The organism is Arthrobacter sp. 10L430 (genome assembly GCF_056395245.1).
This window is the reverse complement of record NZ_JBFTJD010000012.1, coordinates 81139-107884: the sequence shown is the minus strand read 5'-3', so window position 1 is coordinate 107884 and position 26746 is coordinate 81139. Positions and strand designations below refer to the sequence as shown.

Genomic DNA, 26746 nt, shown 5'->3' with positions numbered 1-26746 from the left:
GAGATGAACGCGGCTTTCTCGCCGAAGAATTCGCGGGCGTAGGAGACGAAGGAGCCCGAGGACGGGCGGTGCAGGACCAGTTCGCCGAGGGCGCGGAGGATCAGGAAGGCGAAGAAGCCGCAGACGGCGTAGGCGATGACGAGCGAGGGGCCGGCGGCGTTGAGCCGGCCGCCGGCGCCGAGGAACAGGCCGGTGCCGATCGCGCCGCCGATCGCGATCATCTGGATCTGCCGGGGCTTCAGGCTCTTGTGGTAGCCCTTGTCCTCCGCGTGGAGAAGCTTCTCGGTGGCGTGCGCGTGGCCGCCGTCGGCCTCGTGCAGACCAGCCGGGGCAGTGGGATTGTTGGACATTTGGTTCCTTTCGAGCTGTCGAGAATGGAAGGAAGGTTCCGGCGGGTAGGCGCGAAGAAGCCCACAGGCCTTAGCGGAAGAGATAAAATCAGGATCGAGACCGGAAATCAGGCCGGATCAGAAAACAGACCACCCGGTGCGGTCGGACAGGTCGGCGAGGGCAGCCGTTCCGGCCAGGGAATTGCCCTTGGAGTCCAGCCTGGGACTCCAGACGCAGATGCAGCACTCTCCGGGGACGATCGCCAGAATCCCGCCGCCCACGCCGCTTTTCCCCGGAAGGCCCACACGGTAGGCAAACTCGCCGGCGGCGTCATACATGCCGCAGGTCAGCATGACGGAGCCGATGCGCTTCGCCTCGCTCCGGGAGACCACAGCTCCAAACGCTCCGCGTCCGCCCTGTGCGAGGAAGAGGCCGGCCTTCGCCATCTCCACGCAGGTCATCATGATGGAGCACTGTCTGACGTAGTTCGCTACAACTGCCTCGGCGGGCCGGCGCAGGTTTCCGAAATCCTTCAGAAAATGGGCGAGGGCCAGGTTGCGGCTGCTGTTGGAGAGCTCACTCCTGGCGGCGACCTCGTCGATGAAAGGACCCTGTCTTCCGCTCTGGTGACCCACCTGATCGGTGAGGAAGCGGAGGACCTCGCCTGCGGCGTCGGGAAACCGCCCCATCAGGTGGTCGGTCACCACGAGCGCGCCGGAGTTGATGAACGGGTTCCGGGGTATCCCGTGCTCCACCTCAAGCTGGACCAGAGAGTTGAACGACGTCCCCGACGGCTCGCGGAGGACCCGGGACCATAGCGCCGCGGGGTCACCGGCGCTCAGCGCCATGGCCAGCGTGAAGACCTTCGAGATGCTCTGGATCGAGAAGGGAAGATCGGCGTCGCCGGCACTGAACACGTCCCCGGACACGGTGGCGACGGCAATCCCGAAACGGTCAAACGGCAGCGACGACAGGTGGGGGATATTTGCGGGAAGTGACCCTGCTTCACTGCGGGGCCGGTGGCGGCGGACAATGTCATCCAGTACCAGGCCAAGAGGCGGCGAATCGAGTGCTGTCATCATGGCTTGGCCACGTGCTCCTTATGTGTGCCGGCCCACTCCTGAATATGAAGGAGAGCGACCAATGAATGGCGGGGATCGCTGAAGTTCAGGCCGGTGACACGGCTGACTTTGCTGATTCTGTAATAGACGGTGTTCTTGTGGAGCTTCATCCGCTGTGCGCATTCGGCAACATCCAGCGACGCCTCGAAGTACGACCGAAGGGTTTCGGCGAGCTCGTGATCGCCGCGCAGGAGGGCCCAGAGACTGCGGTGGCGGAAGTCCGAGGCTGTGAAGTTTTCCACTGCTTCGCGGAAAAGGACCTCCACCTCATATTCATCCAGGGTGGCCACCGGGGCGTTCCCCGACCACCGCATGCAGCTGAGCAATGCCTCCGTTTTGCGGGTCACGGAGTGAATCGACAGAAGATCGGGCGCGATCGGTCCCACTGCCGCGTACGGACTGATGCCCAGGTGCTTCCCGGCGTCCCTGACGATGGCCTCGGCAAGGCTCCGGAGCCCGGCTTCGGCGTTGCCGGACTGAAGTGCCGGGATGATCACCGCGGTGTCGCCGTTGAACTGTCCCACGATCGCTGACGGTTTATAGGCAGCCGCATGGATGGACGCGAGGTTGGCCAGCTCCCCGTGCTTGAGCGCTGCATCGTCTGCCTGTGCTTCAGCGGCTGACATTCCTATCAGGATCAGGGCGGTTGGGTGGTCAGCGGGAATTTTCGCGCTGTGAGCGGTTGCCGCCGCTTCTGCGGGCCCCGAGAGGACGCGGGCAATCCGGTCCTCGCGCATGTGCACGGACTGCTGGTTGCGGTAGCGGATCAGCTCGGCTGACGCCCGGGCGGCTGATCCGGTCAGGACATAGTCAACGTCCGCTCCGAATCCTTCGCCGGTTTCCTGGAGCCAGATGTACCCCATAATGCGGTCGCCTGCGAACAGGCTGATGGCGACGCGCTCCCGCAGGCCGTCCTGGGGCCTGGCCGGGACCCTGACAGGAAGGCGAGTCCGATGCAGTTCCCGGTAGGCGCCAAGATCTTTGAGGAGGAGTTCGTATTTGCGCGGACCGCGGCGGGCCAGAATCGACGCCTTGCGCAGCTCGTCGATGTCGTTGGACACCGTCGAGTACGCCAGGACTTTGTTGGCGGCGTCCTCGATGACCACGTGGCTCGAGGTCAGGCGGGCCGTCGTCTGGGCGATGGCGAAGAGGTCTTCCTCCAGCAGGGTCAGCACTTCGCTCTGGTAGCTGGGTGGCTGGATCCGGTCCTTCGCGATGGACAGGAGCCGGTCCCAGTCCGCAGCCGGGTCCACCAGAAGGAGCCCTGTTCCTGCCGCCCGGAGCAGTTCTTCAGCTTCGCCCAGGTCCTCGGGGCTGCCCTTGACGGCCAGCACGAGCGGAGGATTTTTCAGCAGGCGCCGCAGCGCCGGCAAAGCAGAGCGCCCGCGAACCCCGATCAGCAGGACGAACGCGCCCCTGCCTTCGGCTTTTTCGTCGTCGGCGTCGACGATGAGAAAGCGTTCGATGGGTGAATCGGCGCGGGAGGGCCGAAGAATGAGGCTAGCGAAACCCAGAGGGAGATCCGACAGGATGTCGTCCACTGTAGCTGCGGCCATGTGCTTCTTTCTGACATTGGCGTCCGTCCGGACGGCTCTGTCCGGACACCCAATGCTATCCAGAGCAATCCCCGGATAATATGGAAGCCAGCCTAAATCCAGCAGCACCTTATTGGTCGGCGTACCAACCCGGGCCAGACGGCGGCAGTGCGCACCGCCGTCGTCCTCTCCTTTAGCGGGTCCGCCGTAGGCTCCGTTCTAGGCTGTCGCCTCCTGGCGCAGCGCCGCCACGTGCACGGAAACCCCCAGGTCGCGGATGTTCTCCTGCATCTCCCCTGGGAGCTGGTCGTCCGTGACCACGGCATCCAGCTTCTCAATGGGGGCCACGTTGAACTTAGACACGGTGCCGAACTTGGAGCTGTCGGCCAGCAGAAAGCACGACGACGACGCCTCCAGCGCGGCGAGCTTCACCTCCACCTTGTCCATGGACGGCGTGGTGACACCGCGGGACATGTTCCAGGTGCCGGTGCTGAGGAAGAACAGGTCAATGTTGATGGACTTGATGGCCTCAGCCGCGATGCGGCCACAGCTGGACGCGCTGGACGGATCCACCACGCCGCCGGTGTGGATCGTCTCGATGTTCGGATAGGCGAACAGGCTCGTCACCACGTAGAAGTCATTGGTGACCACCGTGACGTTCTTCCGCCCGCCAATGTACGGAACAACGGACTGGCATGTGGTGCCCGCATCCAGGAACACCACCATGTCGTCCTCCACGAACTGCGCGGCGAGTTCTGCGATTGCCTGCTTGCGCGGGAGTTCCAGCTGTGCCCTGAATTCGCGCTCCCGGGGCGGCTCCTGGCTGGTCCATTCCGCCAGGCGCACGCCGCCCTGAACGGAGACCACCTGCCCCAGATCCTCCAAGGCGGTGATGTCCCGCCGGACCGTCATGTGGGAGACGTTCATGTAGTCCGTGAGGCTGCGGATGCTCAGGACACCTTCGCGCCGGAGCAGACGGAGGATCTCCTGGTAGCGCTGCTCGGGGATCAGTGGCCGTGCTGTGGGACTCACGCGGAACTCCTTCGGGACGTCGTTGAAACTATCTTAACAAGTTTTCACATGCTGTTCCGATTTGTGAATATTTGGGGTAATCTCTTAATTGATGTTAAACAAATTTGAAGTCCTAGAGACCATTGTCCGAACCGGCGCCCTGTTGATCGCCAGGCTGGATTCGGCCGACGAGGCCTACCGGGTTGCCGAGGCCGCCATCGACGGCGGCATCCGCGCCGTCGAGATCCCGCTGACCGTTCCCGGTGCGCTTGGCGTCATAGAACGCCTCGCCGACAAGTACGGCCACCAGGGAATTGTTGTGGGAGCCGGCACCGTGCTCGACGCCGAAGCAGCCTATGCTTCGGTTTCGGCAGGGGCGCGGCTGCTCGTCAGCCCGCAGCTGAATCCCAACATGATCGCCACTGCCAACCGGTACCAGGCGGTCACCGCCAGCGGCGCGTTCACCCCCACCGAGGTGCTCAACACGCTCGAGGCCGGGGCCGACATCGTCAAGCTGTTCCCCGCCGAACTCGGCGGCCCGGCCTACGTGAAAACCATCCTGGCGCCCCTCCCGCAGGCTCCAATCATGCCGTCCGGAGGGGTGACGCCGGAGAATGTCGGCGCGTGGTTCGCGGCGGGCGTGACCGCTGTCGGCGTCGGAAGCTTTGTCACCAAAGCAGCCCAGAACGACGGCGACTACGGGCTTGTCGCCCGCGCTGCGCGGACGTTCCTCACAGCAATCAGTGACGCCCGGGGCTAACGCCGGGCAACCATCCCCAAAACCGACAGAAACTGCCGCCCGGCACCCTGTCAACCAGAACACAAAGGAGTGAGCTGCATGAGCCAAGCTTCAGCAGAAACCGAATCGCCCGAGGCGAAGCCGCTGAAGAGCGTGAAGATCAGGTGGTACCTGATCGCGCTGCTCGTCGTCGGCGGGATAATCAACTACCTGGACCGCAACAACCTCAGCATCGCCAACACCACCATCGCCAAGGAATTCGGGCTCAACACCCTGCAGATGGGTCTGTTGCTGTCCGCGTTCTCCTGGCCGTACGCCATCGCGAACCTTCCCGCCGGCTACCTGGTGGACAAGTTTGGGCCCAAGCGGATGTTCGCCTGGGCAGCAGGGCTTTGGTCCATTGTGTCCATGCTGTCGTCGCTGGCTAACTCCTTCGGCTTCCTCTACGCTGCACGCGTCGCACTGGGCATTTCCGAATCCCCGTTCTTCACCTCGGGCTCAAGGTGGCCGACAAATGGTTCAACAAGACCGAACGCGCGCTTCCCGTATCAATCGTTAACACCGGCTCACAGATTGCCAACGCGATTGCGCCGCCGCTGCTGACCTTCCTGATGCTCACCATGAGCTGGCGGGGCATGTTTGTTGTCATCGGGTCCCTCGGCGTCGTCATTGCGCTCGTCTGGCTCCGGATCTACCGCGACCCCACGATGAAGGAACAGTTCATCATCAAGGGTCAGGAGTTCGAGGATGAGCAGAAGCCCAAGGAGAAGCAGGCCGGCTGGGGTGAACTCCTCAAGCAGAAGAACACCTGGTTCATGGTCCTGGGCGCGTTCGGCATCTTCTACACGGTATGGGTCTACCTCACCTGGCTGCCGAGCTACCTCCAGACGGCTCGCGGCTTCAGTTTGAGCCAGATCGGGTGGCTTGCCGGTCTGCCCTTCCTCTGCGGCATCATCGGTGTCCTGGCCGGCGGCATTCTCTCCGGAAAGCTGATCAAACGCGGCATCCCCGCCATCACGGCCCGGAAGATTCCTATTGTGGGAGGCGCGCTGCTGGCGGCTGCGGCCGTCCTGCCGGTGGCCTATGTGGAGAACACGGCTCTGGCGATTGTGCTGCTCTCCGTGGGCTACTTCGCGGCCCAGGTTCCCATTGGCGTGCTGTGGACTCTGGCTGCGGACATCGCTGAATCCAACCAGGTGGCCTCGCTGGGCGCGATCCAAAACTTCGGTGGATTCCTCGGTGCAGCTGTGGCACCGATCGTCACGGGTTACATCCTGAACGAGACCGGCGGCAACTACACACTGGTGTTCCTCATCGGTGGCGCGCTGCTGATCGTCGGAGCACTGTCCTACGGCATATTCGTCAAAGACCGCCGCGCCGTCGCCCGGGTCTAGCCCCGGCAACGATCACGGTTCCCAGGTTCAAGGAAGAACAGGCAGTTGAAAACCACCACCCCCAAAGTGTTCTTTGTGATCGGCCCGGCTGGCTCCGGAAAGTCCAGTGTCAGCCGGCTCATTGCCCAGCGGTACGGGGCGGCGTACATAGACAAGGACACTGCCACCATCCGGTTCACCGAGTTGCTGCTGACACTCAACAACTCGGACCCCAACGAACGGGACAATAACGAGTTCTACCAGAACGTCATCATGCTCCTTGAGTATGAGTCCATCCTGGACCTTACGCGGGACAACCTCATGGCCGGCAACTCGGTGGTACTGGACGCGCCCTTTGGGAAGTTCTTTGCAGACAAGGACTACCTGTCCAAGGTCCGCGTACGCCACAACTGGCCCGCGGCGGACCTGGTGGTGGTAAATGTCAGGCTCGCCGGTGAAGCACTCCGCCAGCGGCTGATAAACCGGGGCTACCCGAGGGACGAATGGAAGCTGGCCAACTGGGAAACCTTCTGGGCCGGGGCGCAGGCCAACTCCTGCCAGTGGCAGGATGCCCGCCAGGTTGACTTCGACAACAGCGCCGCCGCTGCCGACATCACCGCCTTCGCTGCGGCAGTGTCTTCAGGCCAGAGCTAGGGGCGCTCGCGGCTTACCTCGCTGGCGGCGCCTTGCCGCGGATGGCGCACTACGGACGACGGCGGGACTTGCCCGCCGTCGTCTGTGTTGCTCGATCACTTGATGAGGCTCCTGCGAGCTCAGGCGTCAGTTGGACGCCCCGCCGTCGCCCGCTTTGCCTCTAGGGGTGAGCTACTCTCCGGTCTCAGCCCGGTCGGCGTCGTAGCCGGCCAAAAGACGTTTGGCCGCGGTATCCATGTGGGAGCGCATGGTTGCCGTGACGGCGGCCTCATCCCGGGACTGCAGCGCGCGGAAGATCGCGGTGTGCTCGGCCAAAGCTGCGGCCGCGTGCCCTTCGTCAGTCAGGGCGCGGTCCACCCAGATGCGCAGCAGCGAACGGATGCTTTGGAGCAGCTCCTCCAGGACCTGGTTGCCCGAGCTGGTCGCAATCTCGCGGTGGAAGGCGGCGTCCGCTTCAACAAAAGCCCGCAGGTCCTCCAGGTTGTGCTCCATAGTGTCCAGATTGGCCTGCATGCGGTCCAGTGCTTCATCGGTGATCCGCTGTGACGCGAGCTGAACGGCCTGAACTTCGAGTCCACTGCGAAGCTCCACCAGTTCGCGCGTCCGTGGAGCGCCCAGCATCAGACCCCAGCTGAGGGTGCGGGGGAGCAGCTCGGAGACGCCGTCGCGGAGGTAGGTTCCGGAACCTGGCCGGACAATGACGATTCCCAGGATCTCGAGAGCCGCAAGGGCCTCGCGGACTGCAGAGCGGCCCACGCCGAGAGAAGCTGCCAGGGTCCGTTCTGCCGGGAGCCGCGTACCGGGGGCGATCTCACCGCTGGTGAAATGTGCCAGCAGGCGTTCAGCGACCTCGGACACTACCGAGCCCTGCTCCATGGAACCTAGCGCGGCACTGATTTTTGCCGTCGAGGCGGCGGAGTTTGCGGACACAGTCAAAGCGTAGCAACCAGGCGCGGCCGCAATGGCCAGCAACAAGCGAAAATCGCAAACACGTCAACCGGTTGACCAATTCTCAAAATGGCTCTATGGTTTTAATCACTCGCCTAGTCGGATACCGGCCAGCTTCCCGCAACTAGGCATTGAGACACATCCCAACGGCATCCAGTGCAGGAAGCTGCCGGGAGACCAACATCTAGGAGTCAATGTGGACACCACCCAATCAGTGGTCGAAAGATCTGCAATCAGAAAAGTGGCGATCCGGCTGGTGCCGTTTGTCGCCCTCATGTTCTTCATCAACTATTTGGACCGCACGGCCATCTCCTTCGCCGGTCCCAACGGCATGAACACGGATCTGGCCCTTTCAGCCGCGCAGTTCGGTTTCGCCTCCGGCGTCTTCTTCATCGGCTACATCCTGCTGGAGATCCCCAGCAACCTGGCCCTTCACAAGTTCGGTGCCCGCCGCTGGCTCGCCCGCATCATGGTCAGCTGGGGCATCGTCTCCCTGCTCTTCACCTGGGTGGGCGGCGTGGAGCACCTCTACATCCTCCGCTTCATTCTTGGCGTTGCCGAGGCCGGGTTCTTCCCCGGCGCCATCCTCTTCCTCAGTCTCTGGGTTCCCTCCCGGCACCGCAGCAAGATTCTGGCCCTCTTCTACCTGGCCCAGCCGCTGACCACGGTCATCGGCGCCCCGCTTGCCGGCCTCCTTATCCAGCAGCACGGCCTCTTCGGCCTCGCCGGCTGGCGCGTCATGTTCTTTGGTGTCGCCATCCCCGCCATCATCATCGGCGTCATCGCCTGGTTCTACCTGGCCGATTCCCCGGCCAAGGCCAAGTGGCTGACCCAGGACGAGAAGACCTGGCTCACCGGCGCCCTGGAGAAGGAAAAGAAGGAAACCGCCGCCAGCAACAAGCACGTCAGCGTCCGCACTGTCTTCGGCAACGGCCGGGTCTGGATGCTCGCCGCCATCTACTTCGGCTTCATCTACGGCCTGTACGCCCTCGGTTTCTTCCTGCCCACCATCATCGCCGGCTTCGAAGGCCTCTACGGCACCAAGTTCGACGTGCTCCAGAAGGGCCTCATCACCGCGATCCCGTACCTGCCGGCCGCGGCTGCCCTCTACTTCTGGTCCAAGGACGCCACCAAGCGCGGCGTCAGGACCTGGCACATCGCGCTTCCCGCCCTTGTCGGCGGGCTGAGCATCCCGCTGGCGCTGTTCGCCGGTTCACCCGCCGCCACCATCGCCGTCATCACCATCACGGCGATGTCCATCTTCGCGGCACTGCCCAACTTCTGGACCGTGCCCACCCAGTTCCTGACCGGCGCCGCAGCCGCGGCAGGCATCGCCCTCATCAACACCGTGGGCAACCTGGCGGGCTTCAGTGCCGGCTACATCACGGGCTGGCTCAAGGACTGGACCGGCGGCTACACGGTACCGATGTTCGTGGTGGGCGGCTTTATGCTCCTCTCCGCGATCCTGATGTTGGTGCTGAGCCGCTCCGGCAAGGTCAGCGACGGAATCCCGGCCGAGGCCCTGGACCCTGCGGGAGCCGGACACCACGCCGAGCCGTAAGCACGCCGTAATCGCAATCATTCAACCAACCGGTGGTCGAGCCTGTCGAGACCGATTTTCGACAGGCTCAATCACCGGGGCGAGCAATCACTCCAGGAGCTTTCCATGACCCGCCTGTTCAATGAACCCGCAGCGTTCGCTGATGAGATGATCGAAGGCTTTGTCGCCTCCCACGGCCGCTGGGTGAAGCGCGTCTCCGGCGGCGTGGTCCGCAACACGAAGAGCACCCCGGACACCGTGGCGCTGGTGATCGGCGGCGGCTCCGGCCACTACCCGGCCTTCGCCGGGCTCGTCGGCCAAGGTCTGGCCCACGGCGCAGCCATGGGCAACCTGTTCGCTTCGCCCTCCGCGCAGCAGGTCTATAACGTGGCCAAGGCCGCGGACAACGGCGCAGGCGTGCTGCTGGGCTACGGCAACTACGCCGGCGACGTCCTCCATTTCACCCAGGCCCAGGCACGCCTCCGCAAGGAGGGCATCGACTGCCGCAGCATCGCGGTCACCGACGACATCTCCTCCGCCCCGCCGGCCGAACGCGCCAAGCGCCGCGGCATCGCCGGGGACCTGACCGTGTTCAAGGTGGCCGCCGCGGCCGCCGAGGCCGGCTACACCATGGACCGGATCATGGAAATCGCCGAGCGCGCCAACGACCACACCCGTTCCTTTGGGGTGGCCTTCACCGGCTGCACCCTGCCCGGCGCCGACCACCCGCTGTTCTCCGTCCCCGAGGGCCGCATGGCCGTCGGCATGGGCATCCACGGCGAGCCGGGCATCGGCGAAACGGACATCCCGACGGCGGATGACCTCGCCGAACTGCTGGTCGCCAAGCTCCTCACCGAAATCCCCGACGGCGCCACCGACGCAGCCACTGCAGACACCGCGTCCGGTAAGCGCCGCGTGGTCCCCATCCTCAACGGCCTGGGCAGCGTCAAGTACGAAGAGCTGTTCGTCGTCTACCGCCGCGTCGCCCAGCTTCTGGTCGAAGCGGGCCTGGAAGCCGTGGACCCGCAGGTGGGCGAACTGGTCACCAGCTTCGACATGGCCGGCACCTCCCTGACCCTGTTCTGGCTCGACGATGAACTCGAGTCACTCTGGAACGCCCCGGCCGACGCCCCGGCCTTCCGCCGCGGCGCGGTCACGGCCGAAGTCTTGGAGGCGTCCGACGGCGGCGAGCTGGCCGACGTCAAACTCTCCATCCCTGACGCAACCGCGGAGTCCCGCGCCGGCGCCGTGCGGATCCTCGCCGCGCTCGGCGCCGCGAAGGACGTGGTGGACGCCAACGCCGATGAACTGGGCCGGATCGACGCCATCGCCGGCGACGGCGACCACGGCATCGGCATGGAACGCGGCGTCCGCGCCGCTGTTGACGGAGCCCGCGACGCCGTCGCCCGCGGTGCCGGGGCAGCCACCACGCTGCACTTCGCGGCGGACGCCTGGGCCGACAAAGCCGGCGGCACCTCGGGAGCCCTCTGGGGCATGGCCCTGCAGGCCGTCGGTGACGCGATCGGAGACAGCAACGCGCCCGACGCCGGAGCTGTCGCCGCCGGAGTCGCCGGCGCCGCGGCCGCGATCATGGACTTCGGCAAGGCCAAGCCCGGGGACAAGACCCTGGTGGATGTCCTTGTCCCGTTCCGCGACGCACTGGCGGCCGGCGTAAATGCCGGGCAGTCACTGACCGACGCCTGGGGCGCCGCCGCCACCGTTGCGCAGCAGGCCGCAGAAGACACCGCCCGGCTGCTGCCCCTCATGGGCCGAGCCCGCCCGCACGCCGAGAAGAGCCTTGGCACGCCGGACGCCGGAGCGGTGTCCATGGCACTGATCGTCCGGGCAATACACAACACCCTCATCGAACAGACAACCATTAAGGAGAACGCATGAGCGCCAAACTGCGCCTGGTCATCGGAGCCGACGACGCTGGATTCGAATACAAGGAAGCCCTAAAGGCTGACCTGGAGGCCTCCGAGCTGGTCGAATCCGTGACCGACGTCGGGGTGGATGCCACCAGCCACACCCCCTACCCGTCCGTGGCCATCGCCGCCGCCGAACTCATCGCGGCCGGCAAGGCCGACCGTGCCCTGCTCGTCTGCGGCACGGGCCTTGGCGTGGCCATCGCGGCGAACAAGGTCCCCGGTGTCCGCGCCGTCACCGCGCACGACAGCTTCTCGGTGGAACGCTCCGTCCTGAGCAACAACGCCCAGGTCCTCACCTTCGGCCAGCGCGTCGTCGGACTGGAACTCGCCCGCCGGCTCGCCCGCGAATGGCTCACCTACACCTTTGACGAGACCTCCGCCTCGGCCGAAAAGGTCACCCTGATTAAGGACTACGAAGGTGTCACTTCCTGCTAAGAATCCTTCGGCCAGCGCCGTAGGAACAGCACCTCCCAAAGCCATCATCGGCGTCAGCCTGAAAATGTACTTCGGCTACGAACGCACCCTCGAATACTGCCGCGAGGTGGCCACCATCGCGTTCGCGCACCCGGCGGTCCAGAGCGGCGACATCGAGCTGTTCGTGCTGCCCACGCTGCCGGTACTGCCCGAAGCGGCCCGGATCCTCGGGACCGCCGGAGCAGCCGCAGGCGCCCAGGACATCTTCTGGGAAGATGAAGGGCCCTACACCGGCGAGGTCGGCGGCAAGACCGTTGCTGAACTCGGCGGCCGGTACGCAGAGGTGGGCCATGCCGAACGCCGCAGGATCTTCGGCGAGGACGACACGGTCATCGGGCTCAAGGCCGCGGCGGCCTACCGCAACCGCCTCACCCCCGTGCTGTGCGTCGGCGAGCTGCAGCAGGGCTCCGTGGAGGAAGCCGTCACCCGCTGCAGCGCAGAGATCGACGCCGCCCTGAACCGGGCGCAGTCCCTCGGTCCCGCCGGCCGGACCATCGTGGCGTACGAGCCGCAATGGGCCATCGGCGCCCCGGAACCTGCCACCCCGCAGTACATCAGCGCCGTAATAGGCGGGCTGGACGCCCACCTGCGTTCCCTGTCCGGACAGGCCGACAGCCGGGTCATCTACGGCGGCAGCGCCGGGCCCGGCCTGATCGGCCAGCTGGACTCCGCGGTCGCTGGCCTCTTCCTGGGCCGCTTCGCCCACGACCCGAAAGCGCTCAAGACCATCCTGGATGAGGCCGCGGCACGGCTCACCGCGAAGAAGGTGGCGGCATGAGCCGCATAGGCCCGGGCTCAACAATAGGCCTGAGCAGCTACGCCTTCTTCTGGCAGCTCTCGGACAAGGTCTCTGAGCCGCTCAGTATCCACCAGGCGCTCGAGCGGACCGCGGCCCTGGGCGTGGAACTGTTCCAGATCTGCGACTACGCCCCGCTGGAATCCATGACGGACCCGGAACTCAAGGACGTGCGTGCCACCGCGGACCGCCTTGGCGTCGCGCTGGAACTGGGCACCAAGGGCATCCGACCGGAGCACCTGCGCAAGTTCCTGCACATCGCCGGAATCCTCGGGTCGCCGCTGCTGCGGACCATGTTCAACGTCCCGGGCCACACCCCGACGGCGGACGAGGCGGCAGCAATCTTCACCGAGGTCCTGCCGGAATTCGAGGCAGCCGGGGTGAAGATCGCCGTGGAAACCTACGAGCAGGTACCCACCTCCCGCATCCTGGACGTGATCCGCCGCGTGGACAGTCCGTACCTGGGCATCTGCAGCGACCCGGCCAACACAGTCGCGGCGCTGGAGCTGCCGCGTGAGGTGATTGACGCCGTCGCGCCTTACGTCCTCAACATGCACATCAAAGACTTTGCGTTCAGCCGCAAGGAGGGCTGGGTCGGCTTCACGTACTCCGGCGCGGCCCTCGGCGAAGGCCTTCTCGACTATGACTACATGGCCGGGAAGTTTCAGCCCAAAGAAAGAAACATCAACCAGATCGTCGAACACTGGCTGCCGTGGCAGGACTCCGAGGCGGAAACCATCCGCCTCGAAAACCAGTGGACCCAGCAAAGCATCGATTTTCTAAGGAGCAAGTGAAATGTCAGCAGAACAATTGACCGTCGCCGTCATCGGAGCCGGTGGCAAAATGGGGATGCGCGTTTCCCGGAACCTCCAGAAGAGCGCCCACACCGTCTTCTACAGCGAGAACTCCCCTGCGGGCCAGGACCGCGTCCGCGCCGAAGGCCGTGACATCACCTCCACCGACGACGCCGTCCAGGGCGCCGACGTGGTCATCCTCGCCGTCCCGGACACCGTTCTGGGCATCGTGTCCGAAGGCGTGGTGCCCCAGATGAAGGCCGGCGCGATCCTGCTCACCCTGGACCCGGCCGCCGCCTACGCCGGGCTGCTGGCCAAGCGCGACGACGTGGTCCAGGCGGTCGCGCACCCGTGCCACCCGTCCGTGTTCCTGGAGCGCACCACCAAGGAAGAATGGGCCGACACCTTCGGCGGCGAGGGCGCCCCGCAGAACGTGGTTGCCGCGATCGACGAGGACACGCCGGCCGCGACCCGCGATTCGGCCGAGGCCGTCATCCGTACGATCTACGCCCCCGTCATCGACGTGCACTGGGTCACCGTGAAGCAGCTCGCCATCCTCGAGCCCACCCTCGTGGAGACCGTGGCCTGCATGATCGGCACGCTGCTCAACGAGGCGCTGCACGAGACCGTGCACACGGCCGGGGTTCCGGAGGAAGCCGCCAAGGCCATGCTGTTCGGCCACGTGCAGATCGCCCTGACCAACGCCCTCCGCGGCTCCAACCCGTTCTCCGAGGCGTGCGAAATCGCCATCCAGTACGGCAAGGACACCATCATCAAGGACGACTGGAAGAAGATCTTCGACGACTCCGAGCTGGACGGCGTCATCGCCAAGATGCTGAAGCTGGACGCCGTCAAGCGTTAAGGCGGCACGCCGGTCAAAGAAAACGCATGAGGACGACGGCGGGAATCTCCGCCGTCGCCCTCATACGTTAACAGGGCCTGCCCATTGACACCCCTCCACCGCGGGCATATTCTACAACCAAATGGTTGTAGATCAGATGAGTGAGGCCGGACTCGACCGCCTTTTCCAGGCGTTCGCGGATGGCACCCGCCGGGACATCATGCGCCGTGTAGCGGTGGGGGAGTATTCGGTGTCCGGCCTGGCGGGCCTCTACGCCATGAGTTTCGCCGCCGTTCAAAAGCATGTGGCCGTGTTGGAGCGCGCGTCCCTGGTCACCAAGGAGAAGCGCGGAAGGCAGCAGATCGTGCGGGGCAATCACGAAGGCCTGCAGAGAGCCCGGCGGCTGCTTGATGAGTACGAGGCGATCTGGCGGCAGCGCGCCGGGCGGATCGCGGACATTCTCGCTGAAGATTAGGAAGGGTTCCGCAATGACGGTTATCAGTTCCACCAAGAGTCCCGAGACGCTCAGCTTTATCCTCGTTGCCGAGTTCGACGCCGGCGTCGAACGCGTCTGGCAGATATGGGAAGACCCGCGGCAGCTCGAGCGCTGGTGGGGTCCGCCCACCTGGCCGGCCACATTCGAGAAGCACGAGTTCTCTCCCGGCGGAGAAGCGGCGTACTACATGACCGGGCTCGACGGCGAGAAGGCCCGCGGCTGGTGGCGCATCACCGCCATCGAGGCACCCCACCGCCTCGAATTCGACGACGGCTTTGCCGACGACAACGGCGCGCCCGTCGAAGCCATGGGGACCACCCATGCGGCCGTCACGCTCGAGGACATCGGCGGGCGTACCCGCATGACCGTGAAGTCCAGGTTCGAGTCCGAGGAGCAGATGGACAAGATGGTCGAGATGGGCATGGAAGAAGGCATGAAGGAGGCCGCCGGCCAGATCGACGGCATTCTCGCCGAGCAGTCCCACGCCTGACCGCCGCTGGGCTCAAACCGGTAAAGCAAACGCCAGCAACCGGAAGTAACGCAAACGCCAGAGGACGGCGGCGGGGGTCCCGCCGCCGTCCTCTGGCGTTTGGTCGCGGAGCTTCCTAGAGAGCGGCGCCCTGGGCCGCGTTGCGGTTCAGGCTGACCGTGAAGGTGTTGGGTCCGCTGCAGGTGACCGCGATGCTGTGCTTGGGGGCGTTGGCCCTTGCCGACAGGTCGTGCACGGCCTTTTCAAGGGTGTGGTCCAGTGCTGACCGGTCCCAGATCTTCAGAGTTACAGAGTCAGTGGTTTCGAACGTCATTATTCGGTGCCTTCATTCATAAATTCGGTCGGGCTTTCGCATCAGCGCGAAACCCGGAACGGGTCAATCCATGAACGCTCAGAGACCTTGTTCAGCTCGGCGAGCTCACTGGTTTGGCCTCGTTGCGTCCACCAGATTGGGTTTAATTTTGCTTCTAAGCCACTGCATCCTCTTCCCGTAGGAGCGAGGGTCAGGGCTATGCAGGCTGGGAAATCGTGCTCTCAGCCCTTCCTTTTCATCATGCACGGCGGAGCGCTGACGTCTCAAGCGGATCGCTGGTGAGGTTCACCACAGCAGCGGCTGGCACGGTGCAAGGGAGGGCATCACTTCCCTGCAGCGAAGCAAAAGGCCAGAGGACGACGGCGGGAATTCCCGCCGTCGTCCTCTGGCCATTTGTTTCCGGTGACTTTTTCTTACGGACAGTTCTTTCCTGCGCCCGAGACTCCCATGACAACGCTGACGGGGCTCACTTAGAGGGCCCCTTGGTGCTCGGTTCCGGCCGCGATCGGTGCCAGGCGCGTCACTTCGACCGGCTCCTTCAGGAGCCCCTCGAGCGAAGCGTTGAGGCGCTTGACGGCATCCCCTTCGCCGTGGGCGTCGAGCAGCTCCGCGGTTTCCCATTTTTCAATCATGAGGATCTGGCCGTTCGGGTCCTCATGGATGGCGTACAGCAGGCAGCCTGGTTCGTCGTGCACCTCGGCGATGGCGGGGGAGAGGGCCGCGACGACGTGGTCGAACGCGCCTTCGTTCGGCGTGAACACAGCAGTAACAATGACGGGCATGGGGGTTTCCTTAACTTGCGACGGACCGGATGAGTGGGGCACAGCTGTTGCGCGGCACGAAGTCCGCCTTGACCTCGATGGTTCGGGCGCCGGCCGGGAGCCGGCCCTGCATCCGTCCGAGGACGAGTTCGAGGGAATGCACCGCGAGCATGTCGATGGGCTGCCGGATCGCGCTCAGCGGTGGGTTCGTCAGTTCGGTCCACGGATTGTCGTCGAAGACGATGACCGACAGGTCATCGGGTATCCGCACGCCGACCTGAACGAGGCGCCGGACCGAGCTTTGCACCTGGGCGGTGTTCGCCACGATGAGTCCAGTGGGACTGTCCGGAAGCGCCAGGAGGGACCCTACGGCGTCGCCACCTCCGTCCCCGCGGAACGGCACGTCCCGGACCAGCATGGGATCGACCGTGATCGAGGCGTTTTCGTGGGCTGTCCGGTAGCCGTGGATCCGCGCGCGGCCGGTCGACGTGCTGGCGGGGCCGGTTATGAGGCCGATGCGCGTATGGCCGAGGGCGATGAGGTGCTCGGTGGCGCGGCGGGCTGAGTCGGAGTTCTCGATGCTGACGACGTCCACATCCTCAAGTTCCGCGATGGTGCGGTCGACGAAAACGACGTTTACGCCCAGGTCCCGCAGCCGTTCCCACTTCTCGATGTTCCCTCCAGTCGGGGTGGCGATGACGCCGCCCACGGAGCGGTCCAGCAGTGTGTCCAAGGATTCGGCCTCAAGGTGGGGGTCTTCCTGGGTGGTCATAACCACTACCTGCACCCCATGGCTGCGGGCTTCCCACACGACGCGGTCGGCAAGTTGAGCGAAGAAGGGGTTGGCGAGATCCGCAACCACAAGCCCAACGGTGAGGGCGTGGCCGGCACTGAGCTCACGTGCAGCGGCCCGCGGCCGATAGCCAAGATCCCCGATCACGCGCAACACTTGTTCGCGCTTCGCCGGCGCAACTGGCCCAGATTCGGGATTCAGCACCCGGGACACCACGGAGACCGATACTCCCGCCGCCGCCGCGACATCGCGAATAGTTGGGGCCTTCTTCACTTCTCCTCCTTGAGGTCCTCTAGCGGCTGTAGGTCACTAAGGGTTGTTCATCCGCCCCGTGATCCTTGCCGGAGGAACCTTCGACTGCGTTCCGTTGTGACTGTTGACACAGCCTAACACTGACTGGTACAAAAGTGGTACCGGTTCCACTCGGTCCCGAAAACAGCTCAATCTGCGACGAAGAAGTTGCTCCACCTGAGGTGGAGAGCTCCTCTCCGGCGCGAAACGTCAACCAGAGAGATCCCCATGAACCTCCACAAACTTCTTAGCGACCGTGAGCAGCAGGGCCGCCCGGTTCGAGTCGGACTCATCGGAGCTGGCCGCTACGGCACCATGTACCTGGCCCAGGCAAACAACATCCCGGGCATCCACGTCGTCGCGATCGCCGACATCAATGTGAAGCGCGCTGAAGGCGCATTTGAGCTGGTCGGGTGGCCCCAGGACCAGATCGCCCCTGACATCGCCACGGCACTGAAGAACCGCTCGACCACGATCGTTGCCAATGCGGATGAATTGTTTGAAGTCGACATCGACGTCATCGTCGAGGCAACGGGAAACCCCATCGTCGGGGTGAAGCACGCACTGCGCGCCATTGAAACGAAGAAGCACATCATCATGGTCACCGTTGAGGCAGACGCCCTGGCCGGTCCGGCCCTGGCCAAGCGCGCAGAAGAAGCCGGTGTGGTCTACTCGATGGCCTACGGTGACCAGCCGGCCCTCATCATGGAACTCGTCGACTGGGCACGGACCAGTGGCTTCGACGTCGTGTGTGCAGGCAAGGGAGCAAAGTACCTTGAGCACTATCACGAGATGAACCCGGACAACGTCTGGGAGAACTGGGAGTTCTCCAAGGAGCTCACCGACTCCGGGCAGCTGAATCCCTACATGCACACCTCGTTCCGCGACGGCACCAAGGCCTCCATCGAGATGGCTGCCGTCGCCAACGGCGCCGGCCTCACCCCGTCTGACAACGGGCTGTCGTTCACACCGGGTGACGTGGAGGAAATCGCCACGATCTGCCGCCCGGCCGACGTCGGCGGAGCCCTGGCCCACGAGGGAAGCGTTGACGTCATGTCCAGCGTCAACCGCGACGGCAGCTGGATCAGCCACAACACCCAGGAGGGCGTGTTCGTCGTCGTCAAGGCCACCAACGGGTACGTTTCCGGCTGCTTCAATGAATACCCGTGGCACCCGGACCCGACCGGCCAGTACGCAGCGCTGTACCGCCCGTACCACTACGTGGGCCTCGAACTGAATATGTCCATCGCCAACGCGGCCCTTCGCGGCATCGCGACGGGTTCCCCGGTCGGGTTCTTCGGCGACGTCGTTGCGACCGCCAAGAAGGATCTCAAGGCAGGCGAGTTCCTCGACGGCGAAGGCGGCTTCACGGTGTGGGGCAAGCTTGTCTCCGCTAAACACTCCGTAGCCATTGGCGCCCTGCCGGTGGCCCTCGCCCACCACGTGGAACTCCGTGCCGACATCGCCAAGGGCGCAACTGTCCGGTGGGAAGACGTCATCATGGACGAATCGCTGTCCCAGGCCCTTGAGCTGCGCCGCGAGACCGAAGCGCTCGTAGCGGACGCCGCCGTCAGCGTCTGACCCCTCTGCTCTACCATCCGGGCGCGGCCAGGAGATGACGATGTCGTTTCACGCGTCTGGAACCAGACTCCTTCCAATGAAGAAAGGCATCACATGAAATCCAAGACCCGCGCCCTCACCGGAGTACTGGCATGCACCCTTGCCGCCTCGCTCCTCGCCGGTTGCGCTTCCGGAGCGCCCGGCGGGGGCGGGCCCGTGGCGAAGATCCAGCTCTCCATCCCGGATCCGCTCACCTCCTCCGTCGGCGTTTCCGCCCAGCACTTCGCCGACCAGGTGAAGAAGACATCCAACGGCTCGGTCGTGGTCACGGTCGTTCCCAACGGAACGAGCTTCAGCGGAGACCAGAACGCGGCAGTCACCAGGCTGCAGGGCGGTTCACTGGACGCACTGATCCTCTCGACCTCCGTGTATGCGTCCGTGGTGCCGGAAATGAACGCGATCAGCATCCCCTACCTCTTCGACGACACGGCTGAGGAAGCGGCGTTCCTGACGGGGAAGCCCGGCGACGTCCTCAAGGAAAAGCTCAAAGAGAAGAACACGGTCGCGCTGTCCTTCCTCACCCGGACCGGCCGGCAGATCACCAACTCCGAGCGGCCCATTGAACAGCCGTCCGACCTCAAGGGCCTGAAAATCCGCGTCCCCGGCAACCCGCTGTGGACTGACTTCTTCGGGAAGCTGGGCGCGAGTCCCACGACGATGGCGTTCTCCGAGGTCTTCACGGGCCTGCAGACAGGAACGATCGACGGCCAGGAAAACCCGATCGAGGTGCCCTGGACCAACAAGTTCTCCGAGGTGCAGAAGTACGTTTCGCTGACGCACCACATCAACGATGCCTGGGTCCTCGCTCTTTCCTCCAAGAAATGGGACTCCCTGACCGAAGAGCAGAAGAAGGCCCTCTCCGATGCCTCGACTGAGACGGCGACGTTCAAGACCGGTTACGACAAGGAACAGTCCGAGAAGCAGCTGGCAGAACTCACAGCCAAGGGCATGAAGGCCAACGAGCCCTCCGCCGCGGGGCTGGAGCAGTTCAAGGAAGTCTCCAAGAGCCTCTACCCGGTGTTCTCCGAGCTCATCGGCAAGGAATTCTTCGATCAGGCGATTGCCGCCGCCAAGTAACAGCATTTGAGGGCCGGAGCGCTTCCCGCGCTCCGGTCCTCAGCCGAACACCCCCGCTCTCAACGTTGACAGTCTGGAAGAACATGGAACACACACTCGCCCCCAGGGAACTCGAAGAGGTCCTTCCGTCTGACGCGGAAGAAATCCTCCACCACGGGCACGTCGCACCGCGCTGGAGCGGGGCCGTCTGGCTCGACAAGACCCTGGAAGGGATTGTGGGCGCGGCGATCCTCGCCGAGCTCGTCGTCATCCTGCTGAACATCACGGTCCGGGTGGTCACCGGTGATTCGGTGCTCTGGACCCAGGAAGTATCTGAAATCGCCCTGCTGACCATCGCCTTCATCGGCGGTGCCATCGCGTATCCCAAGGGTGCGCACATGTCCGTCCAGGCGCTCATCATGCGCCTGCCGGCGAGCTGGAAGCCGTATCTGGCAGCCCTCGTCGACTGCCTCGTCTTCGTCATGAGCGCGGGAGCGTTTGCGCTGTTCGTGCCGACTCTCGTCCAGCAGGTCGAAGAGAAGACGCCGATCCTTCAGCTGCCGGTCTTCTGGGTCTCGCTGCCCTTCTCGATCGGCATGGTGCTCATCGCCTGGTTCGCTGTCCTGAAACTCTGGCGGCAGGAACGCCGCACCGTTCTCGTGGCCGCCGGCATTACAGCAATCCTGGCCGCAGCCGTGCTGGTGTCCCAGCCCCTTTTCTACTACGTTTCACCCAACGCCCTCCTCGCCGTCGTGCTCGTTGCGCTCTTTGTTCTGCTGTTTCTTGGCCTGCCGATTGCGTTCGTCCTGGCGCTGGCGTCCGGCATCTACCTCTACCTTGGCGGCATCTCCGAGGTCAGTGCCATCCCGATCGGGATGGCGTCAGGGGCCAAGGGCTTCGTTCTCCTGGCAATCCCGTTCTTCATCCTCGCCGGCACAGTCATGAACTCCGCCGGCCTTACGCTTCCGCTGGCCAAACTCGTCGACGCGCTCATCGGGCACCTGCGCGGCGGCCTGCTTCAGGTGGTCGTCGTGACCATGTACATCTTCTCCGGCATCTCCGGCTCCAAGGTGGCGGACGTTGCCGCCGTGGGCACCACGATGCGCGGCATGCTCGAGGAACGCAAGTACCCCCGCGGCGAGGTCGTCGCTGTGCTCTCCGCCTCGGCCATCATGGGCGAAACCATTCCGCCGAGCATTGTGCTCCTCATCCTTGGATCCATCACCACCATCTCCACCACCACCCTGTTCCTGGCCGGATTCGTTCCCGCAGCCTTCCTGGCCCTCGTGGTCATGGGTCTCGTATTCTTCCGGGCCCGCAAGCAGGGCGGCGTCGCCAGCCCCAAGGCCACCTGGCGCGCACGGGGATCGGCGACGTTCTTCGCCATTCCCACCCTCCTGCTCCCTGTCGGCATGGTGGTCGGAATCCTGAGTGGCTTCGCGACACCCACCGAGGTGTCCTCTGTGGCCGTCGCCTACGCCTTCATCCTCGCCGCCGCCTACCGGCGCGGCAGCAAGAAACTCCTCGGCGACACCCTGCGGGAAACGACAACGACGGCGGGCATGGTCCTGTTCATCATCGCCGCCGCGTCCCCGCTCGCCCAGACGCTTGCCCTCGCCGGCGTCTCCCAGCAGATCCATGACCTCATGTCCGGCCTTGGTGACTCACCCGTGCTGTTCATGCTGTTCACCGTTGTGCTGCTGATCATCATGGGCCAGCTGCTCGAGGGCCTTCCGGCGGTCCTGATCTTCGCGCCGCTGCTCCTGCCGATCGCTACCGACTTCGGCGTCAACCCGGTGCAGTACGCCATGGTGCTGATCATTTCCATGGGCATCGGCTCATTCGCCCCACCGGCGGGAGTCGGCTTCTACGTCGCCTGTGCAACCGCACACGAAACCGTGGAAAAGAGCCTCAAACACTTCTGGCCCTACCTCATCGCGGTCTTCCTGGGGCTGCTTGTGCTTGCCGCCGTCCCGTGGTTCAGCACCTTCCTGCCCGCCCTCGCCGGACTCATCCCCTTCTAAGCCACATGACGACACCGACCAACACCCAGAAGCAGTTGCCCGGCTTCCCGTTTTCCGTCTCGCTGTGCGGCACCGGGCCGATGGGGGCACCGATCGCCCGGAACATCCTCAGCGGCGGCGTTCCGCTGACGCTCTGGAACCGCACGGCAGCCAAGGCCAGAGTCATTTCCGGCGGGAGGGTCGCGGATTCCCCGGCGGAGGCCGCCGCCGAGGTGGTCCTCACAGTGTTGCCTGACCTGCCCCAGGTGGCGGCCCTCCTCCCTGGGGAGAACGGCCTGCTGGCTGGATGGCAGGCTGCCGGAATAGGGAGCCCGGTCCTGGTGGTTCACGGGACCGTGTCGCCGGTGGCAGTCGCAGAGTTTGCCGAGGATTGCCGGCGCGATTACGGACTGACCGTCCTCGACGCACCCCTCAGCGGCGGAACCATCGGGGCGGAGGAGGGGCGTCTGAGCACGATGGTCGGAGGCCCACCGGACGTCGTGGGCCGCCTTACGCCGCTCTTCGAGCTCTACAGTTCCACGGTGGTCCTGTTCGGCAAGACCGGCGCGGGGTCAACAGTGAAGGCGTGCAACCAGATCGTTGTCGCCGCCACTGTCACGGCCCTGGCCGAAGCGATGGCCCTGGCCGCCACCACCGGCCTTGACCTCCAGAAGGTGCAATCCATCCTGGCGGGCGGATTGGCCAACTCAGAGGTGCTCCGGCAAAAGGGAGGACGCTGGATCCACGCGGACTTTGAAGGCGGAGGATCCGCGAAAAACCAGCTCAAGGACCTCAGCTTCATTGCGGAGATTGCGAAGGACGCCGGCCTGGAGCTGCCGCTCTCCACAAGCGTCCGGGATGCGTTCGAAGTCATGATCGCGGCAGGTGACGGCGACCTGGACCATACTGGAATTTACCGGTCCATCCTCACCGAAAAGTCCCAAGCCTGACCCCGGTTCATCACGGACGGTCAGTAACGCAAAACGCAAGCGAACGACGGCGGGACTTCCCGCCGTCGTTCGCTTGCGTTTTGCCCCTTTATGGCGGTCTGAATAGCAGCCGTCAGGCGCCCTTGCAGCCTGGTCGCAACCTCTGGTCCCCTAGCGTGGGGGCAGGACGAAGACGTCTGATTTTCCAGAGGAGTAACCATGACTGTTTATGTACAGCCCGGCCAAGAAGGATCCAAGGTCCAGTTCAAGGACCGCTACGAGAACTGGATCGGCGGCGAATGGGTGGCTCCCACTACCGGCCAATACATCGAGAACGTCTCACCCGTGAACGGCAAGCAATTCACGGAGGTGGCCCGCGGCGCAGCAGCGGACGTAGAGCTGGCACTGGACGCAGCCCACAAGGCCGCCCCGGCGTGGGGCAAGGCTTCGGCCGCCGAACGCGCCGCTGTCCTGAACAAAATTGCCGACCGGATCGACGCGAACCTGGAGTTGCTGGCCGTTGCCGAAACCTGGGATAACGGCAAGCCGATCCGCGAAACCCTGAATGCGGACATCCCCCTCGCCGCCGACCACTTCCGCTACTTCGCCTCCGCCGTCCGCGCCCAGGAAGGCGGGCTGTCACAGCTCGACGAGGACACCACCGCATACCACTTCCACGAGCCCCTCGGGGTGGTGGGCCAGATCATCCCTTGGAACTTCCCCATCCTCATGGCCGTCTGGAAAATGGCGCCGGCCCTCGCTGCCGGCAACGCGGTTGTCCTCAAGCCCGCTTCGAATACGCCGGCTTCCATCCTGGTCCTCGCCGAACTCATCGCCGACCTGCTTCCCGCGGGACTTCTGAACATCGTCAACGGATTCGGTGCGGAGGTGGGTAAACCGCTGGCGTCCAGCCCGCGGATCCGCAAGATCGCCTTCACCGGGGAGACCACCACCGGCCGGCTGATCAGCCAGTACGCCAGCGCCAACCTGATCCCGGTCACGCTGGAGCTGGGCGGCAAGAGCCCCAACATCTTCTTCAACGACGTCGCCGAGTCCAATGACGCTTTCTACGACAAGGCGCTCGAGGGGTTCACCCTGTACGCGTTCAACCAGGGTGAAGTCTGCAGCAGTCCCTCCCGCGCGCTGGTTCAGGAAGGCATCTACGACTCCTTCATGGCCGACGCCGTGGCCCGGACCCAGAAGATCATCCAGGGCAACCCGCTGGACACCGAAACCCAGATCGGCGCCCAGGCCTCGACAGGCCAGATGGAGAAAATCCTTTCCTACATCGACATCGGAAAGCAGGAGGGCGCCAAGGTCCTCGCCGGCGGGAACCAGACGGAACTCGACGGTGACCTGGCCGGCGGCTTCTACGTCCAGCCCACCATCTTCGAAGGCCACAACAAAATGCGGATCTTCCAGGAGGAAATCTTCGGCCCCGTCGTTTCCGTGACACGCTTCAGCGACTACAACGACGCCATGGGCATCGCCAACGACACCCTCTACGGGCTCGGCGCCGGCGTCTGGTCCCGCAACGGCAACGTCGCCTACCGCGCTGGCCGCGAGATCCAGGCCGGCCGCGTGTGGGTCAACAACTACCACGCCTACCCGGCCGGCGCCGCGTTCGGCGGCTACAAGTCCTCCGGCATCGGACGTGAAAACCACGCCATGATGCTGGACCACTACCAGCAGACCAAGAACCTCCTGGTCAGCCACTCCGAGAACAAACTCGGGTTCTTCTAGACCTGCTTCAGGACCAAACACAAGTTTTCACCGGCACCACGAAGGGTTACTTGAATGACGAGAATGCTGATTATTGGCCCGCCCGGCTCGGGCAAAGGAACGCAGGCGGAACGGATCTCGGAACGCCTCGGCGTTGTTGCGATCTCAACCGGCGACATCTTCCGCGCCAACGTCAAAGGGGAGACGCCCCTCGGCGTTGAGGCCAGGAAGTACATGGACAACGGGGATTTCGTTCCGGACAGCGTCACCAACGAGATGGTGCGCAGCCGTCTCAGCCAGGATGACGTCGGCCACGGCTTCCTCCTTGACGGCTACCCCCGCACGACAGCGCAGGTGGGCTACCTTGACTCGATCCTCGCCATCAGCGGGCACAAACTGGACGTCGTCCTGCAGCTGACGGCTGACGACGGGGAACTGGTCACCCGCCTGCTGGGCCGTGCCAAGGAAACCGGCCGCAGCGACGACACCGAAGCCGTGATCCGGCACCGGCTGGACCTGTACCACGGGCAGACCGAAGCGGTGGTGGCGAAGTATGTGGAGCGCGGCATCCTGACACAGGTTGACGGCCTCGGCCGGATCGACGAAGTAACCGACAGGGTCATGAGCACTATTGATAATCCTTTGAGGATTTCCGTCGTCAGTGGATCTTAGTCCCGCGTCGCCGTCGCCCGCCGGACGTGTTACGGCCCAGCGGGGCGATCTTGCGCCGGCTGCTTCTACTTGGTGACCTGCAGCCCAGTGTCCCAGTTGAAGTCGGCGAACTCGGGGTTGGCCTGCATGGTCATGAGGACGAACTGGAATCCTTCGAGTTCGCGGGCGCGCTTGAGCGGGCCGACAACCAGGGGGCGCATGCCGCCGGCGCTGACGAAGCTGCTGACAGCAGCGTTGGCGTCGGCGTTGTCTCCGGAGACGAAGACATCCAGGGGCCGGCCGCCCGATACCCCGGCGACCAGGGTGCCGGCGAAGGTGGTGTTGAAGGCCTTGACCACGTTCGAGCTTGCCGGGACGAGCTTGGCAATTTCCTCGGCCGCGGACGTGCCGGGCTCGACCACCAGGGAGTCAAAGGTTTCGAAGTTCACCGGGTTGGTGATGTCCACGATGGTCTTGCCGGCCAGGGTGTGGCCTAAGGCGGTGACCACGGATTTTGCGGCCTCGAACGGGACGGCCAGGACCACGATGCTTCCCTGCGGAGCGTCCGCGGTGGTGCCGAAGGTGACGCCGGCGCCGAGTTCGCGGGCCAGTTCCTGCGCTTTGGCGGCGTCCTGCCCGAGGATCTCTACGCTCTGGCCTCCGGCCAGGGCGCGAGTGGCGATGCCTCGGGCCATGTTGCCGTTGCCGATGATGGTGATGTTCGTCATGGTGGTCTTCTTTCCGAATATGCGGGCCAGGAGGGTTTTCATCAGATTCTGTTCTGCTGGAGGATCAATACTTGAAGCTACAACTAAATCTACATCCAGAAAGTTGAAGCGTCAAGTGCCTTTGGAGCGGAGCCACATGCCGTCGTCTTGCGGTGGCATGTGAGCTTCTGGATACAAAGCTGAAACGTTCAGTCGACGCCATGAAACAAGCTCTGGCTACGCTAATTCCTACTTGTAAAACGTGATCCGCGTGACGCATCGAAAGGAATAACAATGCTTCGGAGTAGCTTGAGCCTGTTTCTCAGTTCCCGCCAGAAAGATGGAAGCCGTCAATCCGGCGAAACCAGTGCTGTCGCTGAGTTCCCCCAGGGTCAGCTGACGTCCACCGCTTGGGAAGGCTGGTGGCACAACCCGGCACAAGCCTGACGAGGCCGTTAGGGCCATCCGCGCCTGGTCTGAGCCCGGCGGCTTACCCTTCCATCCCGGTTATTATTTGGATATTTTCAGCGGCCCAGTAGGCTGACCGAAAACAGCCAGAGTCAAGGAAGGTGGAAATGACCAGATTAAGCAGAGGTGTGGACGGTGTCCAGGTCCGGGAGGCCTTGAGCCGCGCGGAGCGGAAACTCCGATCCACCCGCCAGGCCTCCAGGACCGCATGGCTGATCGCCGGTATCGTGGCCGCCGCCGTCACCGGATCGGTGATCGTGTGGCAGGTCCTGGACCGCAGCGGGGAACCTGAGGCGACTCCGGATCGAAAAGCCCCGACAGAGCACATGTGACCAGACGCAAGAGAACGACGGCGGGAGGTT

General features: G+C 64.3%; 26 protein-coding genes and 1 pseudogene. 18 read left to right on the top strand and 9 right to left on the bottom strand.

Annotation, left to right across the window (positions count from 1 at the left end; all coding sequences use genetic code 11):
- From AC1DDG_RS12750 to AC1DDG_RS12735, 4 genes are all read right to left on the bottom strand, one after another.
- On the bottom strand, positions 1-350 hold a 350-nt coding region (locus tag AC1DDG_RS12750), incomplete at its 3' end, for an amino acid permease (protein ID WP_476876330.1).
- Between the two features lie 117 nt (positions 351-467).
- A complete protein-coding gene (locus AC1DDG_RS12745; RefSeq protein ID WP_476876329.1) occupies positions 468-1412 on the bottom strand; it encodes a glutaminase in 945 nt (314 codons plus the stop codon).
- A complete protein-coding gene (locus tag AC1DDG_RS12740; protein ID WP_476876328.1) occupies positions 1409-3007 on the bottom strand; it encodes a PucR family transcriptional regulator in 1599 nt (532 codons plus the stop codon). The genes AC1DDG_RS12745 and AC1DDG_RS12740 overlap by 4 nt, the downstream gene beginning before the upstream one ends.
- Before the next feature lie 198 nt (positions 3008-3205).
- Positions 3206-4018, bottom strand: coding sequence for a DeoR/GlpR family DNA-binding transcription regulator (locus AC1DDG_RS12735; protein ID WP_476876327.1), 813 nt, complete (start codon positions 4016-4018; stop codon positions 3206-3208).
- A gap of 91 nt (positions 4019-4109) precedes the next feature.
- Between AC1DDG_RS12735 and AC1DDG_RS12730 the strand changes: the two genes are divergently transcribed.
- The 3 genes and pseudogenes from AC1DDG_RS12730 to AC1DDG_RS12720 all read left to right on the top strand — a co-directional run bounded on the left by AC1DDG_RS12730 (position 4110) and on the right by AC1DDG_RS12720 (position 6763).
- A complete protein-coding gene (locus tag AC1DDG_RS12730) occupies positions 4110-4757 on the top strand; it encodes a bifunctional 4-hydroxy-2-oxoglutarate aldolase/2-dehydro-3-deoxy-phosphogluconate aldolase (RefSeq protein ID WP_476876326.1) in 648 nt (215 codons plus the stop codon).
- 78 nt (positions 4758-4835) lie between these two features.
- Positions 4836-6130, top strand: a pseudogene (locus tag AC1DDG_RS12725) (MFS transporter).
- A 45-nt stretch (positions 6131-6175) separates the two neighbouring features.
- Entirely contained in the window at positions 6176-6763 is a 588-nt protein-coding gene (locus AC1DDG_RS12720; RefSeq protein WP_476876325.1) for a P-loop nucleotide/nucleoside kinase family protein, read from the top strand.
- Between the two features lie 171 nt (positions 6764-6934).
- Here AC1DDG_RS12720 and AC1DDG_RS12715 read toward each other — a convergent pair whose 3' ends face one another.
- A complete protein-coding gene (locus tag AC1DDG_RS12715; RefSeq protein WP_230118522.1) occupies positions 6935-7693 on the bottom strand; it encodes a FadR/GntR family transcriptional regulator in 759 nt (252 codons plus the stop codon).
- A gap of 214 nt (positions 7694-7907) precedes the next feature.
- Between AC1DDG_RS12715 and AC1DDG_RS12710 the strand changes: the two genes are divergently transcribed.
- The 8 genes from AC1DDG_RS12710 to AC1DDG_RS12675 all read left to right on the top strand — a co-directional run bounded on the left by AC1DDG_RS12710 (position 7908) and on the right by AC1DDG_RS12675 (position 15070).
- Positions 7908-9272, top strand: coding sequence for an MFS transporter (locus AC1DDG_RS12710; RefSeq protein WP_476876324.1), 1365 nt, complete (start codon positions 7908-7910; stop codon positions 9270-9272).
- 105 nt (positions 9273-9377) lie between these two features.
- Complete coding sequence (locus AC1DDG_RS12705; protein ID WP_476876323.1) at positions 9378-11147, top strand: dihydroxyacetone kinase family protein; 1770 nt, start codon at positions 9378-9380, stop codon at positions 11145-11147.
- Entirely contained in the window at positions 11144-11614 is a 471-nt protein-coding gene (locus tag AC1DDG_RS12700; RefSeq protein ID WP_028270688.1) for a ribose-5-phosphate isomerase, read from the top strand. The genes AC1DDG_RS12705 and AC1DDG_RS12700 overlap by 4 nt, the downstream gene beginning before the upstream one ends.
- The gene (locus AC1DDG_RS12695) at positions 11598-12431 is read left to right on the top strand and encodes a triose-phosphate isomerase family protein (RefSeq protein ID WP_476876322.1); all 834 of its coding nucleotides are present in this window, start codon (positions 11598-11600) and stop codon (positions 12429-12431) included. Before AC1DDG_RS12700 ends, AC1DDG_RS12695 begins: the two co-directional genes overlap by 17 nt.
- A complete protein-coding gene (locus AC1DDG_RS12690; protein WP_230118529.1) occupies positions 12428-13243 on the top strand; it encodes a sugar phosphate isomerase/epimerase family protein in 816 nt (271 codons plus the stop codon). Before AC1DDG_RS12695 ends, AC1DDG_RS12690 begins: the two co-directional genes overlap by 4 nt.
- A 1-nt stretch (position 13244) precedes the next feature.
- Positions 13245-14105, top strand: coding sequence for a phosphogluconate dehydrogenase C-terminal domain-containing protein (locus tag AC1DDG_RS12685; RefSeq protein ID WP_230118531.1), 861 nt, complete (start codon positions 13245-13247; stop codon positions 14103-14105).
- Between the two features lie 121 nt (positions 14106-14226).
- Positions 14227-14559: an ArsR/SmtB family transcription factor gene (locus tag AC1DDG_RS12680; RefSeq protein WP_476876321.1), complete on the top strand. Its 333-nt coding sequence runs from the start codon at positions 14227-14229 to the stop codon at positions 14557-14559.
- Positions 14560-14572: 13 nt separating this feature from the next.
- Entirely contained in the window at positions 14573-15070 is a 498-nt protein-coding gene (locus AC1DDG_RS12675) for an SRPBCC family protein (protein ID WP_476876320.1), read from the top strand.
- Between the two features lie 115 nt (positions 15071-15185).
- Here AC1DDG_RS12675 and AC1DDG_RS12670 read toward each other — a convergent pair whose 3' ends face one another.
- The 3 genes from AC1DDG_RS12670 to AC1DDG_RS12660 form a co-directional block, all read right to left on the bottom strand.
- Positions 15186-15383 carry a hypothetical protein gene (locus tag AC1DDG_RS12670; protein WP_230118537.1) on the bottom strand — a complete coding sequence of 66 codons (198 nt, stop codon included), beginning with the start codon at positions 15381-15383 and terminating at the stop codon, positions 15186-15188.
- A gap of 470 nt (positions 15384-15853) precedes the next feature.
- The gene (locus tag AC1DDG_RS12665; protein WP_230118539.1) at positions 15854-16165 is read right to left on the bottom strand and encodes a putative quinol monooxygenase; all 312 of its coding nucleotides are present in this window, start codon (positions 16163-16165) and stop codon (positions 15854-15856) included.
- A 10-nt stretch (positions 16166-16175) separates the two neighbouring features.
- Complete coding sequence (locus tag AC1DDG_RS12660; protein ID WP_230118541.1) at positions 16176-17210, bottom strand: LacI family DNA-binding transcriptional regulator; 1035 nt, start codon at positions 17208-17210, stop codon at positions 16176-16178.
- A gap of 246 nt (positions 17211-17456) precedes the next feature.
- Here AC1DDG_RS12660 and AC1DDG_RS12655 point away from each other — a divergent pair, with 246 nt between their 5' ends.
- The 6 genes from AC1DDG_RS12655 (at position 17457) to AC1DDG_RS12630 (ending at position 25230) form a co-directional block, all read left to right on the top strand.
- Positions 17457-18809, top strand: coding sequence for an NAD(P)H-dependent oxidoreductase (locus tag AC1DDG_RS12655; RefSeq protein WP_476876319.1), 1353 nt, complete (start codon positions 17457-17459; stop codon positions 18807-18809).
- A gap of 93 nt (positions 18810-18902) precedes the next feature.
- Positions 18903-19925, top strand: a complete 1023-nt coding sequence (locus tag AC1DDG_RS12650; protein ID WP_476876318.1) for a DctP family TRAP transporter solute-binding subunit — start codon at positions 18903-18905, stop codon at positions 19923-19925.
- A gap of 83 nt (positions 19926-20008) precedes the next feature.
- Positions 20009-21928, top strand: a complete 1920-nt coding sequence (locus AC1DDG_RS12645; protein ID WP_476876317.1) for a TRAP transporter large permease — start codon at positions 20009-20011, stop codon at positions 21926-21928.
- A gap of 5 nt (positions 21929-21933) precedes the next feature.
- Positions 21934-22857: an NAD(P)-dependent oxidoreductase gene (locus AC1DDG_RS12640; protein ID WP_476876316.1), complete on the top strand. Its 924-nt coding sequence runs from the start codon at positions 21934-21936 to the stop codon at positions 22855-22857.
- A gap of 198 nt (positions 22858-23055) precedes the next feature.
- Positions 23056-24579 (top strand): acetaldehyde dehydrogenase ExaC, encoded by a 1524-nt coding sequence (exaC, locus tag AC1DDG_RS12635; RefSeq protein WP_476876315.1) that lies wholly within the window; start codon positions 23056-23058, stop codon positions 24577-24579.
- Positions 24580-24642: 63 nt separating this feature from the next.
- Entirely contained in the window at positions 24643-25230 is a 588-nt protein-coding gene (locus AC1DDG_RS12630; RefSeq protein ID WP_230118614.1) for an adenylate kinase, read from the top strand.
- 65 nt (positions 25231-25295) lie between these two features.
- On the opposite strand, the gene AC1DDG_RS12625 is transcribed toward AC1DDG_RS12630, so the two are convergent.
- On the bottom strand, positions 25296-25979 hold the full coding sequence (locus AC1DDG_RS12625) for an NADPH-dependent F420 reductase (protein ID WP_290369750.1): 684 nt from the start codon (positions 25977-25979) through the stop codon (positions 25296-25298).
- 512 nt (positions 25980-26491) lie between these two features.
- Here AC1DDG_RS12625 and AC1DDG_RS12620 point away from each other — a divergent pair.
- Entirely contained in the window at positions 26492-26716 is a 225-nt protein-coding gene (locus AC1DDG_RS12620; protein ID WP_230118555.1) for a hypothetical protein, read from the top strand.
- Positions 26717-26746 lie beyond the last annotated feature (30 nt).

Bases quoted from the DNA above. Each gene is read 5' to 3' on its own strand.
- AC1DDG_RS12730 (WP_476876326.1), top strand. From the start codon at position 4,110: ATGTTAAACAAATTTGAAGTCCTAGAGACCATTGTCCGAACCGGCGCC.
- AC1DDG_RS12740 (WP_476876328.1), bottom strand. From the start codon at position 3,007: ATGGCCGCAGCTACAGTGGACGACATCCTGTCGGATCTCCCTCTGGGT.
- exaC (WP_476876315.1), top strand. From the start codon at position 23,056: ATGACTGTTTATGTACAGCCCGGCCAAGAAGGATCCAAGGTCCAGTTC.
- AC1DDG_RS12650 (WP_476876318.1), top strand. From the start codon at position 18,903: ATGAAATCCAAGACCCGCGCCCTCACCGGAGTACTGGCATGCACCCTT.
- AC1DDG_RS12675 (WP_476876320.1), top strand. From the start codon at position 14,573: ATGACGGTTATCAGTTCCACCAAGAGTCCCGAGACGCTCAGCTTTATC.
- AC1DDG_RS12655 (WP_476876319.1), top strand. From the start codon at position 17,457: ATGAACCTCCACAAACTTCTTAGCGACCGTGAGCAGCAGGGCCGCCCG.
- AC1DDG_RS12685 (WP_230118531.1), top strand. From the start codon at position 13,245: ATGTCAGCAGAACAATTGACCGTCGCCGTCATCGGAGCCGGTGGCAAA.
- AC1DDG_RS12670 (WP_230118537.1), bottom strand. From the start codon at position 15,383: ATGACGTTCGAAACCACTGACTCTGTAACTCTGAAGATCTGGGACCGG.
- AC1DDG_RS12625 (WP_290369750.1), bottom strand. From the start codon at position 25,979: ATGAAAACCCTCCTGGCCCGCATATTCGGAAAGAAGACCACCATGACG.
- AC1DDG_RS12620 (WP_230118555.1), top strand. From the start codon at position 26,492: ATGACCAGATTAAGCAGAGGTGTGGACGGTGTCCAGGTCCGGGAGGCC.
- AC1DDG_RS12745 (WP_476876329.1), bottom strand. From the start codon at position 1,412: ATGATGACAGCACTCGATTCGCCGCCTCTTGGCCTGGTACTGGATGAC.
- AC1DDG_RS12645 (WP_476876317.1), top strand. From the start codon at position 20,009: ATGGAACACACACTCGCCCCCAGGGAACTCGAAGAGGTCCTTCCGTCT.
- AC1DDG_RS12640 (WP_476876316.1), top strand. From the start codon at position 21,934: ATGACGACACCGACCAACACCCAGAAGCAGTTGCCCGGCTTCCCGTTT.
- AC1DDG_RS12680 (WP_476876321.1), top strand. From the start codon at position 14,227: ATGGTTGTAGATCAGATGAGTGAGGCCGGACTCGACCGCCTTTTCCAG.
- AC1DDG_RS12665 (WP_230118539.1), bottom strand. From the start codon at position 16,165: ATGCCCGTCATTGTTACTGCTGTGTTCACGCCGAACGAAGGCGCGTTC.
- AC1DDG_RS12705 (WP_476876323.1), top strand. From the start codon at position 9,378: ATGACCCGCCTGTTCAATGAACCCGCAGCGTTCGCTGATGAGATGATC.
- AC1DDG_RS12690 (WP_230118529.1), top strand. From the start codon at position 12,428: ATGAGCCGCATAGGCCCGGGCTCAACAATAGGCCTGAGCAGCTACGCC.
- AC1DDG_RS12630 (WP_230118614.1), top strand. From the start codon at position 24,643: ATGCTGATTATTGGCCCGCCCGGCTCGGGCAAAGGAACGCAGGCGGAA.
- AC1DDG_RS12700 (WP_028270688.1), top strand. From the start codon at position 11,144: ATGAGCGCCAAACTGCGCCTGGTCATCGGAGCCGACGACGCTGGATTC.